This window comes from Robbsia andropogonis, assembly GCF_000970345.1.
Classification (GTDB): Bacteria; Pseudomonadota; Gammaproteobacteria; order Burkholderiales; family Burkholderiaceae; genus Robbsia; species Robbsia andropogonis.
In genome coordinates this window covers 136854-152344 of the sequence record NZ_LAQU01000002.1, presented here as the reverse complement: position 1 = coordinate 152344, position 15491 = coordinate 136854, and the positions used below count along the sequence as shown (strand labels likewise).

Below are 15491 nucleotides of genomic sequence, written 5' to 3'. Positions count from 1 at the left end.
GGGAACTCCGCTTAAACTCGCTTCGATGGTTGCATCGTCTATCGTAGTGGCGTTGTCCGCTAGCTGAAGGCGGGCGGTAATCGGCACGTTTCGTGATGGATTATGCCGACTCGGTGCGATTCCGGCCGGATGCCTTTGCGCGGTACAGCGCTTTGTCGGCGCGCTTCATCAGTGCATCGACGTCGCGCTCACCGCGCGCTCGCGTGACCACGCCAATACTCACGGTAAAAGGGGTTGGCATGCGGCCCGACGTTTGCTTGAAATCCTGTCTTTCGTATCGTTGTCGTAGGTCATCCGCGATGCGGCGTGCGAGGTCAGCATTTGCGCCGGGCAGCGCGGCAACAAATTCTTCACCGCCCCAGCGCGCAAATAGATAAGGTTCCGGCGTCATTGCGGCGCCGGTCTCCCCCAGCGCGCGTAGTACCTCGTCACCGGCATCGTGACCGTGACGATCGTTGATGTCCTTGAAGCGATCGATGTCGAGAATAAACACCGAAAGGTCATCATCGGTGGCTAATATTTGCTCGACGAATGCCAAAAACCCCCGTCGGTTCGGCAAGCCTGTCAGGGCATCCGTCGTCGCCTGCTTTTTCAGCAGTTGCATAAGACGAAAACGATCCGAGATGTCGCGGACGACGGCCATGAATTCCGTGGCACCATTCAACTCAATTTTGGATACCGCGATTTCCACCGGGATGATGGACCCGTCACGATGCTGTCCATAGACGCTATTCGTGTCGTCCATGCGGGGCGGTGTGGCTTGTCGGACCCTGGGTTGATAGGTGTCCGCGAATTGCTGCACTTTCCGGGGATGTCCGGCGCGAAACTTTTCGGGTAACAGCGTGACGATGGGACGGCCCAGTACTTCGGCCGACGTATAGCCGAACATATTTTCGGCTGCGCGATTGAACAACGTAATGTTGTGCTGCTGATCCATGGTCACGATCGCATCGTAGGCCAAATCCACCAAGGCCTGATAGCGTGAGGTGTTGTCTTCCGGCGCGGATTCCGGCTCCCGCGTTGCGGCGGCGTCTACGCCGGTCACAAGAACCTCGGTTACGTTAAGACGGTCCTGCGCTAGCGTGATTGGCTTGAGCGAAAGGCGCCATCGATGTGGGCCTTCTCGAAAATCGTGTGTCTGCTCACGTCCGTCGGTTTCCTTGCCGATAAAATACCGGACGAGCGTTTCACGAAACGCGCGCGGCGCGGACGCGGGCATGAGCGTATCGAACGGAATCGGGAAACCTGGCCTCGCTGCGTCCGTCCAACCCACCATCCGGAAAAATGCGTCATTGCAGGCGGTAACAACAAGCGTGCCGTTATCGTTGCGTCGAATCATGGCGACGCAAAGTGAAAACCCATCCATGGCCTGGTTTGATTTGCGGGACCCATCGGACATAAGGTTACCTTGCAAAAACCTTACTTCATCTCAATATATATCGCGTGAGTAATTGTCGCATGGCGGCTCGCCACGCCAATTTAATGCGAGGCGATACCGGGCCGTTTTGTTGTCGCGGGACCGCAGTAGACGAGGAGCGGGGATGCCTGCGCCGTCTTTTCCTTGTCGTCGCTCACAAAACCGCTATCGCTGGCAGTGGAACAGTTTGTCGACGGCGGGGGGGCGCAGGAGAGAGCGGTTTATTTTACTTCGGTGACAAAATTTTCACGGCTACGGCGTACTTTCTTCAGGTTTACCAACCAATCGCCTTCGGCCGCACGATAGCCCAACGGTAGCATGACGACACTGCGCAGATGCTTCGACTTCAGATCGAGGATGTCGTCCACCGCTGCCGGGTCGAAACCTTCCATTGGTGTGGAGTCGACCTCTTCGAACGCGGCGGCGATTACCGCGGCGCCCAGGCCGATGTAGGCTTGTCGTGCCGCGGCCTGGAAATTTGCTTCCGTGCCGCGATCGGCGACAATACCGAGCAGCATTTTGCGGTAGTTTTCCCAGCCTTCATTCTTGAAGCCTCGTACGTCGTTGGTCAGGTCGAACATCATATGGACCCGCTCTGGGGTGATGTCGTCCCATGCCGCAAACACGAGCAGGTGCGAACAATCGGTTACTTGCGCCTGATCCCATGCCACGGTACGGATTTTCGCGCGAATCTCGGCGTTGCTTACGACGAGCAATTCGAATGGCTGCAACCCGCTGGACGTGGGTGCCAGACGTACGGCTTCGATGATCCGTTCCAGCTTATCCGCAGGTACGTGCTTGCTGGGATCGTATTTCTTCGTTGCGTAACGCCATGTGAGTTTTTCATTCAGAATCGTCATTGCCGTCTTCCTTCGTTGTGTATCGAAATTTTATACCATTCCCATCCACTTCTCGGAGGGACGCTGCGATGCGATACGAATGGGAAAACCGCCTCGAGAAATCGGGCGCCTCACGTGGCGCAATGAGAAAGAAGCAGCAATTGAAGTAGGGTCATTGCACGTATCGTCGACCTTGTCAGGTATCGGCACGCATGTGGTAGGCACTCGTGGTTTCGGATACGATATAAAACCCGAGTTTTGCATATAGATGTTGCGCGGGATTCACTTTAAGAACCTGTAGCGAGACCGGCATGTTGTCACGCGCTGCCAGGGCGAGCACGCTACGGATCGCCGATGCGCCGATACCTTGATGCTGATACTGCGGCAATATCTGGATTTGCGATATAACCCATTGCCCGTCCGATCGGTAAGCCTTTAGCAGGCCAACGTCGACCCCGTCGCGCTGGATAATCCGGGCGTCTTCGAGATGGAATCGGATACGTGCCAGGTGTGCTGCTTCGTCAATCGCTTGCCCGGCTTTTCGAAGATAGCGTGTCATTGTCCGCGTTCGTAGCGCGAGCAGGAAGGGCTCATCTTCCAATGTTGCAGCGCGTAGTGAGAAGTGGACGGGTTTCATCAGCGCACCTTTTCCATGTGCAGACATCGTCGTGGCTCACGACAACTGATGTATTTTATCTTGGCGGATGACGTGGTCCATTATTCGCCAGGTAAGGTCCACATGCGGAAGGGAATGATACCGAAGGCATCATTCCCTTCTATTGGCATCGCATCACGCGCCGCGGTTCTTCGCCGCGCGCCGCCGGTTACTCATGCCAGGCAAGCGGTTAGGGTACGTTTTATTGATCGAGCGTGATCAGGCCGCTACCTTGAATACGGACACCAACTCACGCAGTTGGGCCGCCTGCGATTCCAGCGAGCCCGCCGCCGCGGCCGCTTGCTCGACCAATGCGGCGTTCTGCTGAGTGACCTCGTCCATTTGCGAGACAGCCTGATTCACTTGCTCGATACCGCGGCTTTGTTCGTCCGATGCCGCGGCAATCTCGCCCATGATATCCGTCACGCGCTGGATCGCAGTGCCAATCCGATCCATCGAGTCACCCGCGCGGCTGACCAGATTCGTCCCGGTCTGGACCCGTTCGCCGGATGTTTCGATCAGTTCCTTGATTTCCTTCGCGGCTGCTGACGAGCGTTGCGCCAGCGAGCGTACTTCACCCGCCACGACAGCGAACCCCCGACCTTGCTCGCCGGCACGCGCTGCTTCCACCGCAGCGTTCAGCGCAAGGATATTGGTTTGGAATGAGATGCCTTCGATCATGCCGATGATATCGGCGATCTTGCCGGAACTTTCGTTGATGCCTGCCATTGTTTCCACGACCTGGGCCACAATCTCGCTGCCTTCCAGCACCGCATCCCGTGCAGTTGAAGACAAGCCACTCGCCTGACGGGCGTTTTCGGTATTGTGCCGTACCGTTGCGGTCAGTTGTTCCATGCTCGCCGCGGTCTCCTGCAACGACGCCGCCTGTTGTTCCGTGCGCGACGACAGGTCGTTATTGCCGGCGGCAATTTGCTGGCTCGCGGTAGCGATGGCTTCGCTGCCGGAACGCACCGAAGACACGGTTTGAACCAGGCTTTCCTGCATTTTTGAGAGACCACCCATCAATTGGCCCATCTCGTCGTTGCTGGCTGCGGCGATGCGTGCACGCAAGTCGCCCTCGGAGATCGCATCGAAGTGTCCCAGCGCCGAGCGCAGTGGCACGCCGATTGCGCGACCCAATGACCACCAGGACCAGATTGCCAGCAGGACCCCGACGATCATTGCGGCAATGGTGAAGTTCATTACCATATCCATCGTCGACGTCGCGGCGTTATAGCCATTCTCGGCTTTCGTCGAAAGGAACGTATTCAAATCTTCCCGGGATTTCAATAATGCGGCATAGTTGGTGGCAACGTTGACCATCTCATCGGAGGCGCGCGCCGCATCATTGTTGCGCAAGGAAGCATAGACAGCGTCATATGCCTTCTGTAGCGCAATTCGTTTTTCCTGCATGGCGGTGGCCAAAGCCAGCGATTCCGGCGATTTCTTGATTGCCATGAATTGGCTCCAAGCCTTGTCGGAGTCGGCGCGCAATGCCAGGCCTGCCGAGATGGACTCTTCCATCTTCGGGTTACCCATGCTGGCCATCGCGCGGCGTGCGGTCGTGCGTTCCTGGGTCGCATTCAGCACGGAATCACCGGTATAACGGACCGCCGGCATCTGATTCTTGAAGGTGTTTTTCAGCGCGGCATTGGACTGATTCAAACCATAGATGCCCAGGCCGCCAATGGCGACAAGCATGATGGCCAGCAGACCGGAAGTGAGGCCCACGCGGGCCTTGATCGAAAGACTCATGACACTCTCGTTAAATGGGTCGGAAGGCGGCATGGCAAATGTGCGATGCCGCAGGGACGACCGCTATAACGGCGGCGTGGTCGCGGGTCGGAGTGGCAGATTGTCGCACTCCGGGTGAATTCGTATTGCGCGTGTGCGCGTTCATCAGCCTCAGCGGTGTTGAAAAGCGTCGCATGAGGCAGCGCAAGATGCACGGAAGCAGGGCGTATACGGCTGACGCGGCATACGTGGCCGTTTAGTAGGAACAGCGTTTGCGTCAGCGCAAGGGAGTTTTTCTCAAACGCGCTTTTTGGAGGCCAAAGATGAGTGACAACACCGTCCGTAATCAATTCGAGATGCGCAACCCGCTGACGCAATATCCGCAGCCACCCTTTAATCATCAGGTGCAAAAGCCACCTGGCCTGGCCGCGAAGATGCAGCCCCAGCCGGACCACGGTGAAAACAGCTATCAAGGGTTTGGCCGGCTGGCCGGCCGCAAGGCGCTGATCACGGGTGCGGATTCCGGTATCGGCCGCGCGACCGCCATCGCGTACGCTCGTGAAGGCGCCGATATCGTCTTCACCCATTTACCTGAAGAAGCTGAAGAAGCAAGGCAGGTGGTCGCCTTGGTTGAAAAAGCTGGCCGCAAGGCGCTTGCCATCAGCGCCGATCTGTCTAAGGAAGAGGTGTGTAAAAACGTGGTTCGTCACGCGGTGGAAGCGCTTGGCGGACTTGATATCGTTGTGAACAATGCCGGCCGTCAGACCGCGCAAGCATCTATCGCCGATTTGACAACCGAGCAATTCGAAGCGACCTTCCGCACGAATGTGTTTGCAACCTTCTGGATCAGCAAGGCCGCGCTGCCGCATCTGCCGGAAGGGGCGACGATCATCAACACCGCTTCGATCCAGGCGTATCAGCCGTCGCCGAACTTGCTCGATTACGCGCCGACGAAAGCGGCTATTGTCGCTTTTACCAAGGCGCTGTCGAAACAAGTCATCGGCAAAGGCATCCGTGTGAACGCTGTCGCACCGGGTCCGTTCTGGACCGCGTTGGAGCCGTCGGGCGGTCAGCCGCCGGAGGCGATCCCGGATTTTGGCGGTCAGGTGCCGTTCAAGCGCCCGGGTCAGCCGGCCGAGATTGCGCCGATGTACGTCCTGCTTGCCTCGCAAGAGTCGAGCTTCATCACTGGCGAAGTGATGGGTGTAACGGGCGGCCAGACTTTGCCCTAATGGCTTAAGCCGGTGTCGACCGCTTCATATGCGTCATCATGCGCCGAAGCGCGCATCGAGCGACGCATCGGCTGAAACGAATGCAGGGCGCTTGCTCCCGTGACAAGGCGTGAGGAAAATTGTTCAAGACAACGAATGGGTGGTTGTCGATATACGGTCAATCGTCGTTGCTCGGTGGAGGCGTCTCCACCCCCTTCTTTACCAATTTCGACGACGGTCTGGTCCGACGTTTCGGGAGTTTCCGGGCCGGCCCGGCGGACGGCACGTGGGCCGTCGGCAACGTAAGCGGCGTGCTAACGGTGACCGCGCCCAGATCCGCCAACTGATCCATATAGGCCAGTAAGTGCTGTAGATACCCTGGTGCGGTATCTTGCATCAGCGACAACGCCCGATGGACGAGGCTGCGGGAGTTCAGCGGCCCTGCGTTTTCTGGTACATATCGCAACGACCGCCGAATCTGTCCGTCCAACCGCAGCACTGCCCACACTTGCCGGAAATAGGGCAGTACCGGCATCTCCGGATATCGTAGCGACGCTGCATCGTGTGTCGCTTCCCGCGTCACCTGCATCGCGAGCACGAGCGGCGAGGTCCGATTGTCGAGGTGCTGGGTCAATGCCCGCAGCGCGTCAAGCGCTGCGGGTTGCGCCGCTACGTTTGTCGAGGCTGCCGTCTGTGGCGCATCGTCGTCACGGTGCTCACTCACGTGCGTTCTCCGGCGCGTTCGCGTTGGACGCCGGCCGAGGCACGGCGGCAATTTCCACGCGACGATTTTTTGCACGGCCTGCATTGTCGTCATTCGAGCTGACGGGTTGCTCCGAGCCGAATGCGGCCGCAAAGACCGATGCCGCGGGGATACCGGAATCAATAAATGCGCGTGTGACCGTCAGCGCCCGTTGCGCGGACAGTTCCCAATTATCGACGAAACGTGCATTGCCCGCGCGGCGAACTTGGCGATCGTCCGCGAAGCCACTGATCATCAGGATCTCATCATGCGATTGCAGATACGCGGATAGCGGCGGGACCAGTGACTTCAGCAACGCGCGTCCTTCCGGTTGCAACTGGTCTGAGTTCACTTCGAATAAGACACTGCCGTTTATGCCGATCCGTCCGTTAATTAGCGTGACCCGCCCGGCCGCCAACGGCACGGCAAGCGCCTGCTCCAGGGTCTTGCGACGTGCGGCTTCCTGTTGCCGATGCTGCGTTTCCTGCGTCAGCTTGGCCGACAACTGCATTTGAACGCCGACCACGCCGACGAGGATCAACACGAAGGCACCTAGCATCACCGACATCAGGTCGCCAAAAGCGGCCCATACAGGCGTGCCTCCGCCGATTCCCTCTTCTATGTCGTCGTTCATGTCGCGGCCGCTCCGGTTTCCGCCACGTGTGCGTCATGGCCGCGCTGGGCCGCGAGATGTTGCAGGTTCTCGATGATTTGCTTTTGAGACAACATGCTGAGGTCGATAACCTCGCGTGCTTGCGCGACGTAGTAACGCAGTTGCTCGTCACCTCGCGACATCGATTTTTCCAACGCGCCTTCCACACGCTCGAGATGTGTGACCAGGGTGCTGTTTGCGGCGTCGAATTGCGAGACGGCACGCTCCATTGTTTCGCCCAGGCTGGCGACTTCGGACGCGCCCTTGTTGATGTTCGCGGCGATGCTGTCGAGCTTGCCGGTCTCGTCCGCCACGCGTTGCGCAAAGTCCGTGGCAATGCGTGACAGCAGATCCGACGAACGCCCAACCAGGGTGTCGATGGCCGTGCGTTGTTCGGTCGCCGCGAGATTGACGCCTTTCAGTAGCGTTTGTAGCGTATCGAGCAAGCGTGCGCGTTCGTCGAGGGTGGCGGTGTCACGCGCGACGCTCTGGGACAGTTGCTCGCGCATCTCGCCGATCACGTCGGCGGCCGCTTTCGGTGCTTCCGACGCGGTAGCCGCCAGTTTCGCCATTTCAGCGATGACGCCGCGTGCCTGCTCCGCACTTTGCTCGGAGATCGTCTTGGCTGTTGTCGACAAGGCATCGCAGATCGCTTGCTGACGCTGTGCCGTCTCGGCCGCGGTGTGTGCCCATTGCACGCGCAGTGTATCCGTGACCGATTCCAATCCGGCGCGCCACGTTTCCAAGCGCGCGGTTTCCTGATCACCAAGTTGCCTGCGCAACGTGGTGTGCGACGTATCCAGGCCATCGAGCAGCGACTGCGCGCCGGCGGTGAATGCCGCGCCTGCATCGGTCAGCGATTGGGCATGCCGGGCGGCCAATTGTTCGCCAACCCGCGCTTGTTCTGCTACCGTGTCGCGCCAGGCTTGCGCCGCATCGCTCACGCTCGTACCGTATTGCGCGGACAGCGTATCGAGCATCTCGCGGGTGCGGGTCTCGAAGTCGTGCGTGAAGTGGATCAGGGCATCCTTCAGTTGCGCCGCCTGTTCCGCTCCGGCGTGCGTGTGCGCCTGCAATGCGTCTTGCCACAGCTTGGCAACCTCGGTTGTTGAGCGCGTGAAACCGTCCGTCAGACCAGCGAGCTGGTGTTGTACTGCATCACCCACCGTGCGTTGCAAGGCGCGCATCTCGCTGCCGATGCTGTCGAACGTGGCTTGCGCCACCGGTTGCAACGCCGCGCTGGCCGCTTGCGCACCGTCGGCCACGCTCCGGCGAATTGACTCACCAACGGAGCGGGCCAATTCGAGATACACACGCTCCGTATGCGCGTGAAACGTCTGCTGCTGCGCGGCCTGCCGTTTCTGCGCTTCAAGCTGCTGCTGTTCGAGCGCCGCCATTGTCGCTTCAAGACGCGCGACGAGCGCGGGCATCACATCGGCTTGGCGTTGTAGCAATTGCAGGGATGCGTCGCGTTGGTGGCGTTGCGAGAAAACCCGCAATGTTGTGGCGATCCGGCCGTCGAGCACGTGCATGATCTGCAGACGTTCGCGGCGGCATAGCGCGGCAAGCAAGCCGAGCATCGCGGAGGCGGCCACCCCCGCGATCGATGTGCCAAACGCAAAACCCAGGCCCCTGATCGGTGCGCCGAGCGAGGCGCGGATCGCATCGATATCGGTGGCATTCGCCATTGCCGCGCCTGTACCGCGCAACGTGACCACCATGCCCAGCAACGTGCCGAGCATGCCAAGCAATACCAGGAGCCCGACCAGATAAGGGGTCAGCACCGGCCCTGGCAATGAACCGCGCTCCCCTTCCACGCGCAGTCGAACCGCGTGGCGCAGCGACGCGGGCAACGGTGCCAGCCACTCGTCCAATCCAGCGGGGGCGGCCTGCAGCACCGAGACACGCTGTGCCAGCGTGGCGCTGTCGCGGCGATAACGGTCGAGCTCGAACGCGCCGCCGGCATAGCAGGCGGTGATCACGAGGGTCATCAGGAAGGCGAGGGGACTTGCACCTCCCTGGCGCAAATAGCCGACACCCACCCAGCACAACACGGCCAGGCCAACGAGGAAAATGACGTAATGGAGACGATATCGGGACATGGCGTCCTATTCAGCTAAAAAAGTGTGTGCGTGCAGCGCTGCAGTGAGGCCGTCGATCGGCTCGAAACGCAAGGCGAGTTCGGCGAGCATGACGCCGCGCATCGTGTCGCGAAAAACATCGACCCAGGTCCGTGGCGCGCGCTGTGGGTTGTGGTGTTCAGGTGTAGCGTCGTCGGGCATGCCGTCCGCGCCGTCATGGGCATTGGCATGCAGTCGACTAAAGTAGCGGCCGAGTATATCCGGGACGCTGGCCAGCAAAGCGCGTTCTTTCCGGGACAGCGCATGTTCGAGGACGGCATCGACCGCGGCCAGGCGTGCGCCATCGACGGAACCCGCGGCAAGCGCTTGCCGCAGATGTGCCCGCAAGTGGGTGATGCGCGTTTCCATCGATTGCTGTAAAGCCAGGCAGCGTTGCCGGAAGAACGTTTCCTCCAGCGCGACGTCGGAAATGAAGGCGGATGAGCTCGGCGGCATTGCGCCGGGCGACGCGCCAACACGCGCGTGGATGGCGTTTCCAGCGCCGATTTGATGGCCGCCACCGGGTGCCGTGCGCCTGTCGGAAGCCGTCGCGGCGGCCGTCCGGCGCGGTGCAAACGCGCTGTCCCCGGTGATGGTGTCGATCAGTGCACGGCGTACCTGGGCCGCCATGGCAATATCGGGATGTGCACCTCCCGGCCGTGCGGCGGCATCCGCGCGTGCGGGTGCACCCATCGGCGATGAAAGCGCCGACGACAGGCCGATCGCGTCCGTCCAATCGAGCCATTGGCTCAATTGGTCCGACAGCGTCTGGGCGGATGCGGAAAGGGGGGCATGCACCGGGCGAGCTTGCAGGTCCGCCAATAAGCGGGCCAGCGGCGGGCCGCCCGGTGCTGCGCGGGGAGGGACGTGCACGGTACCGGCTACAAACGAAAAGCCGGTAGTTTACACGCGGATCACGTTGCCGCCGTCGCTTCTTGCGCAACGCCGGCTATCAATGCGTGGTCAATCAGTGCCAAAAAAGAAAATTGGCTTCTATGCCAGGTACTTATGGAACCATGCGATGGTTCTGTCCCAGGCCAGCGTTGCCGCTTTTTCGTCGTATCGTGGCGTGGTGTCGTTGTGAAAACCGTGGTTGACACCAGGATAGATGTACGCTTCGTACACTTTGTCGTTTGCCTTCAGGGCTGCCTCGTAAGCCGGCCAGCCGGCGTCGATGCGCTGGTCGAGTCCTGCGTAATGAAGCAGCAACGGCGCCTTGATGCGCGGGACATCCTCAGCCTTGGGCTGCATGCCGTAGAACGGCACAGCGGCTTTCAGCTCGGGATAGGCGACCGCAACAGCGTTTGCGACGCCGCCGCCATAGCAGAATCCGACGATCCCGACTTTGCCGTTCGTCATGCTTGGCTGCAGCATGAATTCGACGCCGGCGAAAAAATCGTTCATCAACTTGGTTGGATCGACCTGGCTTTGCATGGCCACGCCCCGTTCGTCGTTGCCTGGCCAGCCGCCCAGGGAAGACAGGCCGTCCGGCGCCAAGGCCAGATAGCCGGCCTTGGCCACGCGCCGCGCCACATCCTGGATATACGGGTTCAAGCCGCGGTTTTCATGGACGACCACGACGCCAGGGATCGCCCCGGCCCCCGTGCCCATCGCCGATTGGGACTTCGGCCGCACCAGATAGGCGCGCACGGTCCCGTTGCCGTTGGGCGAGGGATAGGTGATGTATTGCGCCACGATATCCGGATCGTCCGCTGAAACCTGATTGGCGAGCGCGTAGTCAGGGGTCATCAGTGACAGGACCGTGGCGGCGGTCATGCCTCCCACGGTGTATTTCGCGGCGCGGTCCAGGAACATCCGCCGAGTAATCTGGCCGTGCGCGTAATGGTCATAAAGCGCCAATAGTGCAGGATGAAAGTCTTTCGCGGTCAGACGAGGCATGAATCACTCCCTTTATCGTTTTCGAGGAAATCCAGGCGAAGCGCATTGCGCGTTCCATGATAAAACGGACATACCGCCTTATTCATGCGCTATTGAAAAAACCGCACGGTAGGTCCCGTCTATCACCAAGGTGATTTAAGGGACATTGACCAATATGGGCGGGCGCCGCATGCGACAATCAAATCTTTGACCGTCGACCCTATCGCTCATGTCCTTATCCGCGCCGCAGTCACGCCACCCGATGGATGTCGAGTGCGCGAAAGAGCCCATTCACGTCCCGGGTGCCATCCAGCCGCATGGCTATCTGGTCACGCTGGACGCGAAAGGCTGCGTGGCGCAAGTTAGCGACAATATTAGGCAGTGGTCGGGAAAGGCGGCGGCGGAATTGACGGGCAGGGCGCTCGCCGAGGCGCTCGGCGAGCGCCCTGCGGCGATGATTACCGATGCCTTGCCCCGCCTGGACGAAGGGGCGACGATGGTACTGGGTGTGGTTGACGCGCCCGCGTTTGCCGATGTCGATGCCGGCGTGCGGGCCTTTGCGCCGCAAGGCTCGCCGGGCGCCGCGGGGGGCTGGTTCGTCGTATTGCATCAGTGCAATGGCGTCCGTATTGTCGAGCTGGAGAAAGCCCAACACCAGGGTGATCTGTATAACGCGATGTATCCGCTGGTACAGGATTTTCTGTCCGGTTTGCAGCGTGCCACGGAAATTCGTGAACTCGCTGAATTGACGGTTGATCAAATATCGAAAATTACCGGTTTTGGCCGCACGATGGTCTATCGTTTCGACCATGACGGCCACGGTCACGTTATCGCGGAAGCACTTCCAGGCGATCTGCCGTCCTATCTGGGCCAACGGTTTCCGGCGTCCGACATTCCGACGCAGGCGCGCATGCTGTATCAACGCAATCGTATCCGCCTGATTCCAGATGCCGATTACGTGCCGGTGCCGCTGGTTCCCGCGCGGCATCCGGAGAGCGGCGCGAATACCGATTTGACGCTCGCGTCGCTACGTAGCGTCTCGCCGGTGCACCTGCGCTATATGCGGAACATGGGCACCGCCGCGTCGATGTCGATGTCCATCGTCGTGGGTGGAAACCTATGGGGTCTGATTTCTTGCCACCACGATACGCCGCGCATTCCGCCTTTCGAGGCGCGTACCGCGTGCGCGCACATCGCGCAGATTCTGTCGTTACAGATCGAGGCGCGCGAGCTGCAGTTCGAGGCGGCCCATCGCCTGGCGTTGCGAAAAATCCTGTCGGCGCTGTTGGCTCAGATGGCCAAAACCGATAGTTTTGTCGATGCGCTCGTGGCGGATGCGGCCGATTTGCTCGCATTTACCGCCGCCTCGGGCGCGGCAATTGTTTTCGAAGGCAAAATCACGCGCCTGGGACAAACGCCGGAAGAGCGGGATATAGAGAGACTGGTCGACTGGTTGGTTGAGCAACCGGACGACATCGTGCATACCGATTGCGTGCGGCAGGCATGCGACTGGATGCAAAACAGCCCGATTGCCGGTGTGCTGGCGGTGTCGCTATCGAAAGTGTTCCGGAATTATGTGATATGGTTCCGCCCCGAGGTGATCCAGACCGTGGAATGGGCCGGCGATCCAAGGACGAAACTGGCCGCGTTATCGAACACGCTGTCGCCCCGCGAAAGCTTCGAGACGTGGACCGATATCGTACGCAATCAATCGACGCCATGGTTGCCCGCGGAGCGGGAGATGGCGTTTGAATTTCGTACCGCGATGCTCGGGATCGTGTTGACCCGTGCCGAGGAACTGGCGCAATTGGCCATGGAACTGGGCCAGGCGAATCGTGAGCTCGAGGATTTCTCATACACCGTATCGCACGATCTGCGTGCGCCGCTGCGGCATATCCACAGTTTCGCGGCGCTGCTGAACGAGGTCGATGGCGGCAACCTGAGTCAACGCGGCCATAATTTCGTCAAGCGCATCCTGACGTCTTCGGAATTCGGTGGCCGGTTGGTGGATGATCTGCTGGCGTTCGCGCAGATGGGCCGCGCGTCGCTCGATGTGCATGAGTGTCCGTTACGCGCGATCGTTGACGACGTGGTGGCGGGCGAGGCGCGATTGGCGGCGGAAGGCCAGCGGAACGCTGATCGGCCGCGAGAGATCCATTGGGAAGTCGGGGATTTGCCGACGGTGGAAGGCGATGCCACCTTCCTGCGCCTGGCATTGCAGAACCTGGTCTCCAACGCGGTGAAGTTTTCGCAAAAGGTGGCGCAGCCTCGGATCGAGATTGGGGCGTTGTCACCGACGGACGTGCCGCCCGACCACGCGGGACAGCATGTGGTGTACGTCAAGGACAACGGCGCGGGTTTTGACATGAAGTATGCGGGGAAGTTGTTCGGTGTCTTCCAGCGCTTGCATACGGACGACGAGTTCGCCGGCACCGGGATCGGGCTGGCACATGTAAGGCGCATCATGGAGCGGCACGGCGGCAGCGTCTGGGCGGAGGCGGCGCCGGGGAAGGGGGCCACGTTCTTCCTTTCCTTGCCGCACCACTATCGTGCGCAGAGCGGTGTGCGGGAGACGCCGGCGGCGGCGGTTGCGCGACTGGCGGCGACGGGAGAATTATCCCCTACCGGCGGTGTACGCAAAAGTGACAAGAAAGATGCATCAAACCAATAATTAAACCGGGAATCGCGAGGTGACCAGATGTTGAAGCCGATCCTGATCGTCGAAGACAGTGCGAACGATCTTGAATTGATCTTGATTGCGCTGGAGAAAAGCCGCTTGGCGAATCCCGTGATCACCGTTCGTGACGGCGTGGAGGCGTTGGAATACCTGCGCCGGGAAGGTGCCTGGGCGGAACGGGACGATGAGGATCCGGCCGTCGTGTTGCTCGACAAGAAACTGCCGCGCATGGACGGGCATGAGGTGATGGCGGCGATTCGCGGCGACAAGAATCTGCGTCATACGCCGATCGTCATGTTGACCTCTTCGCGCGAGGAGCAGGACCTGCTCGACAGCTATGAGCTTGGCGTCAACGCATACGTCGTCAAGCCGGTGCAGTTTCACGAGTTCATGAATGCCGTGAACGATATCGGGATGTTCTGGGCGGTGCTGAACGAACCGTCCCCGCGTCCGATTCGACAAGCGAGCGATGGCATGCAGGTCACCGAGATCGATCGTGAGAGCGGTGGCATTCGCACCACGCGTCGCGACCCCGAAAACTGATCCACGCGACGGGGCGATAAAACCCCCGATGCACCGGGCATCCTATTTGGCAGCGCCGGAGCATCGGGGGTTTTTCGTCCGCCGGCTTTCTTCGGGCATGCCGATTGCGCGTGTCCGCTGCAAGCGGTATGGCGACGCTCTGGAAGGCGTTGGCGTGTGAATCGATCGATTACACCACGGGGGAGGAAAATACGATGGCCTGGCTGAAGACACGTGACGGTATCCGCTTGCACTACACCGACCGAGGAACCGGTAAGCCTCTCGTACTCCTTCATGGCTGGTCCTTCAGCGGCAGCGTATTCGATCCGGTCATTCCCGCGCTGACGGAGAATGCGCGCGTGATATCGGTGGATCTGCGTGGACATGGGGAATCGGATAAACCGCACCACGGCTATCGTGTATCACGCCTGGCGGCGGATCTGCGCGAGTTGATCACTACGCTGGATCTGCGAGAGGCGACGCTGCTGGGGTGGTCCGTCGGGGGTGCGGTTATCTGGAGCTATCTTGAATTGTTCGGTGACGAGCGTATCGCCAAGCTCGTGTTGGCACAGCAGACGCCGCGGCAGTTCGCCGCGCGGGATTGGAAATGGGCGCATGCGCAGTGCTTCGATCCAGTGAACCTCGCGGTCACCATGACGATGATGCAGGCTGACGTGTCGGCATTCGACAGGCAAAATATCGCGGATTGCGTGCATCGCGCAGCCACGGCGGATGAACGTGCGGCCTGGATCGCCCAAACGTCGCGGTGTCCGATACACGCGCGCGTCGCCTTGATGACCGATCATGGCCAGCATGACTGGCGCGATTTCATCCCGACGATATCGCTGCCCACGTTGGTACTGGCTGCCTGCAAGGACCCCGTTTTTCCGGCGGAGGGTGTGGCATGGGTCGGGAAGCATATACCGGGCGCACGAACGGTATACTTTGAAAACAGCAGCCACATGCTGTTCCACGACGAGCCGGAACGGTTCGTCGAGTCGGTGCGGGAATTCCTCGGCGCACCGTAACGTAACCCCGCACTCG

At 60.2% G+C, this 15491-nt stretch carries 12 protein-coding genes and 1 pseudogene; 4 read left to right on the top strand and 9 right to left on the bottom strand.

The features are described 5' to 3' along the window. Positions 1-100: 100 nt before the first annotated feature. From WM40_RS02635 to WM40_RS32230, 4 genes are all read right to left on the bottom strand, one after another. Entirely contained in the window at positions 101-1339 is a 1239-nt protein-coding gene (locus tag WM40_RS02635) for a sensor domain-containing diguanylate cyclase (RefSeq protein ID WP_236693353.1), read from the bottom strand. A gap of 299 nt (positions 1340-1638) precedes the next feature. Further along, a complete protein-coding gene (locus WM40_RS02630) occupies positions 1639-2277 on the bottom strand; it encodes an NAD(P)H-dependent oxidoreductase (protein ID WP_024904882.1) in 639 nt (212 codons plus the stop codon). 175 nt (positions 2278-2452) lie between these two features. Continuing rightward, complete coding sequence (locus tag WM40_RS02625; protein ID WP_024904881.1) at positions 2453-2893, bottom strand: GNAT family N-acetyltransferase; 441 nt, start codon at positions 2891-2893, stop codon at positions 2453-2455. Between the two features lie 237 nt (positions 2894-3130). Then, entirely contained in the window at positions 3131-4666 is a 1536-nt protein-coding gene (locus tag WM40_RS32230; protein ID WP_024904880.1) for a methyl-accepting chemotaxis protein, read from the bottom strand. A 302-nt stretch (positions 4667-4968) separates the two neighbouring features. On the opposite strand from WM40_RS32230, the gene WM40_RS02615 reads away from it, so the two are divergent. Next, positions 4969-5877: an SDR family oxidoreductase gene (locus tag WM40_RS02615; protein WP_024904878.1), complete on the top strand. Its 909-nt coding sequence runs from the start codon at positions 4969-4971 to the stop codon at positions 5875-5877. Positions 5878-6034: 157 nt separating this feature from the next. Here WM40_RS02615 and WM40_RS02610 read toward each other — a convergent pair whose 3' ends face one another. The 5 genes from WM40_RS02610 to yghX form a co-directional block, all read right to left on the bottom strand. Continuing rightward, on the bottom strand, positions 6035-6580 hold the full coding sequence (locus WM40_RS02610; protein WP_052738135.1) for a DUF2894 domain-containing protein: 546 nt from the start codon (positions 6578-6580) through the stop codon (positions 6035-6037). After that, positions 6573-7232, bottom strand: coding sequence for an OmpA family protein (locus WM40_RS02605; protein ID WP_046152073.1), 660 nt, complete (start codon positions 7230-7232; stop codon positions 6573-6575). The genes WM40_RS02610 and WM40_RS02605 overlap by 8 nt, the downstream gene beginning before the upstream one ends. After that, positions 7229-9352 (bottom strand): DUF802 domain-containing protein, encoded by a 2124-nt coding sequence (locus WM40_RS02600; protein ID WP_046152072.1) that lies wholly within the window; start codon positions 9350-9352, stop codon positions 7229-7231. Before WM40_RS02600 ends, WM40_RS02605 begins: the two co-directional genes overlap by 4 nt. 6 nt (positions 9353-9358) lie before the next feature. After that, positions 9359-10243, bottom strand: a complete 885-nt coding sequence (locus tag WM40_RS02595; protein WP_024904874.1) for a DUF3348 family protein — start codon at positions 10241-10243, stop codon at positions 9359-9361. 120 nt (positions 10244-10363) lie between these two features. Then, positions 10364-11269: a YghX family hydrolase gene (gene yghX, locus WM40_RS02590; RefSeq protein ID WP_046152071.1), complete on the bottom strand. Its 906-nt coding sequence runs from the start codon at positions 11267-11269 to the stop codon at positions 10364-10366. 208 nt (positions 11270-11477) lie between these two features. Here yghX and WM40_RS02585 point away from each other — a divergent pair, with 208 nt between their 5' ends. From WM40_RS02585 to WM40_RS02575, 3 genes and pseudogenes are all read left to right on the top strand, one after another. Beyond that, on the top strand, positions 11478-13919 hold the full coding sequence (locus tag WM40_RS02585) for an ATP-binding protein (protein WP_024904872.1): 2442 nt from the start codon (positions 11478-11480) through the stop codon (positions 13917-13919). A gap of 27 nt (positions 13920-13946) precedes the next feature. Then, positions 13947-14372: pseudogene (locus tag WM40_RS02580) on the top strand (response regulator); the annotation flags it as partial. A 224-nt stretch (positions 14373-14596) separates the two neighbouring features. Beyond that, entirely contained in the window at positions 14597-15475 is an 879-nt protein-coding gene (locus WM40_RS02575; RefSeq protein ID WP_236693352.1) for an alpha/beta fold hydrolase, read from the top strand. Positions 15476-15491 lie beyond the last annotated feature (16 nt).